Below are 1,761 nucleotides of genomic sequence, written 5' to 3' on the forward strand. Positions count from 1 at the left end.
AGTTATGGCTTCGACACTCATTTCGGGAAGTGTGAGGTAGTTATGGCTTCGACACTCATTTCGGGAAGTGTGAGGTTGTGCTTCGGGCTAAAACTGATCACCCGGCAAAGCCCTCTCTGATTATTGGCTACCAATAAATCTTCTTCGTTCATATTACCTGCAGGCGTATCTTCAAGCAACGCAGCAAAATCATTGTTAAAAACAAAACTTTCGGTATATTCTGGATTGCTATCGCCATCTGCCCTGCCATTACCAGGACATAAATAACATTTAGGGTCATATTCCGGACGGTTATCTGGTGTTACATCTTCAACCTTACCCTGCCAGGGCCTTTTAGTACGGTGCGGAGAAACTAAAACCCATTCGCCAGTTAATATATTTAACCTGGTGTGTGGATTACTATCGAGTTCGAATGTTTGGTTCATCTTATATTTTCAATTGGTTAAAGAAAAGAAAGCATTTAGCTTAACCCATCTAAGCCGCCAAATTATAAAATTATTATTAATTGTCAAAACGACAATTAATAATAATTTTTATTTTCGTGAAAATTTGAACATATTAAGCCCTTTAAAATCTCGGATAAAAATGATTGAATATTCTAGGCAGCCACATTATCTGGTTGCTGTTGATTGCATAGTGTTTGGGTTTGACGGTGAACACCTCAAAATTCTGTTGGTTAAGCGGGGTTTAGAACCCGAGATAAACAAATGGAGTTTAATGGGTGGTTTTGTGGGTGCAAATGAAAGTCCAGACGATGCAGCGAACAGGGTACTCAAAAAAATGACAGGTTTGGAAGGTGTTTACCTGGAGCAGATGCAGATTTATGGAGAACCTGACCGCGACCCAATTGAAAGAACACTTTCTGTTGGATATTTTGCCCTTATTGATATCCATAAATATGAGGCACAGTTAAATGACGATTACGAGGCAGAATGGTTTTTGATCAACGATAGGCCAAAACTTATTTTTGATCATAACCAAATGGTTGCCGATGCCCGAAAAAAATTAAGATACAAGGCTGCCCTCCATCCTATTTTATTTGAAATGCTCCCTAAAAAATTCACCATCCCACAATTGCATATACTTTTTGAGGAAGTAAACGATACTAAAATCGATACCAGGAATTTCAGCCGTAAAATTACTTCAACCGGACTATTGATTAAGCTAGCTGAAAAAGATAGAACAGGTTCTAAAAAAGGAGCATTCTATTTTAAATTAGATAAAAAGAAATACCATGCTAATTCGCAGGCGTTCTTAAACTTAATGCCAAATTTAAAGGTTTAAATTAAATTTCTTCGCACGATTAGCCAAAATAAGTTGATCCGGTTAGGTTAATCCTCCATCTACAAAATAAGTTGATCCGGTTACATAAGCGGCATCATCAGAAGCGAGGAAAGCCACTATTGCTGCCACATCTTCTACCTTACCCATTCGTTTTAAGGGGATATTTTGAAGTACTTTTTCCAACTGTTCTTTATTGTTCAATAAATCTTGATTAATCGGTGTTGAAACAGCTCCGGGCGCTACGTTGTTAATCCTGATATTAAATTGGGCTAATTCTGAAGCGAGATTTCTGGTTAACATCTTTAAGCCTCCTTTACTCGCACAGTACGCAGCAAAATGTGGAAATGCGATTTCTTCGTGTACAGAACTCATATTGATTACGGTTCCGGCTACCTTACTTTTCCTACAGTAATTTACAAACGATTGGATGGTAAAAAAAACACCTTTTAAATTTGTATTCATGATCAGGTCGTAATC

The 1,761-nt window shown here is 37.7% G+C and carries 3 protein-coding genes; 1 reads left to right on the forward strand and 2 read right to left on the reverse strand.

Features of this window, described 5'->3' with window-relative positions; genetic code table 11:
- Positions 1-17: 17 nt before the first annotated feature.
- A complete protein-coding gene (gene galT / locus AC1DPQ_RS26775) occupies positions 18-425 on the reverse strand; it encodes a galactose-1-phosphate uridylyltransferase (RefSeq protein ID WP_477611435.1) in 408 nt (135 codons plus the stop codon).
- Between the two features lie 160 nt (positions 426-585).
- On the opposite strand from galT, the gene AC1DPQ_RS26780 reads away from it, so the two are divergent.
- On the forward strand, positions 586-1,284 hold the full coding sequence (locus tag AC1DPQ_RS26780) for an NUDIX hydrolase (RefSeq protein WP_215128033.1): 699 nt from the start codon (positions 586-588) through the stop codon (positions 1,282-1,284).
- Between the two features lie 42 nt (positions 1,285-1,326).
- Here the strand turns inward: AC1DPQ_RS26780 and AC1DPQ_RS26785 are convergent.
- The coding region (locus AC1DPQ_RS26785) for an SDR family oxidoreductase (RefSeq protein WP_477611436.1) at positions 1,327-1,761 on the reverse strand (435 nt) is incomplete at its 5' end.

Source organism: Pedobacter sp. 01T416_2 (assembly GCF_056398925.1).

Bases quoted from the DNA above. Each gene is read 5' to 3' on its own strand.
- galT (WP_477611435.1), bottom strand. From the start codon at position 425: ATGAACCAAACATTCGAACTCGATAGTAATCCACACACCAGGTTAAAT.
- AC1DPQ_RS26780 (WP_215128033.1), top strand. From the start codon at position 586: ATGATTGAATATTCTAGGCAGCCACATTATCTGGTTGCTGTTGATTGC.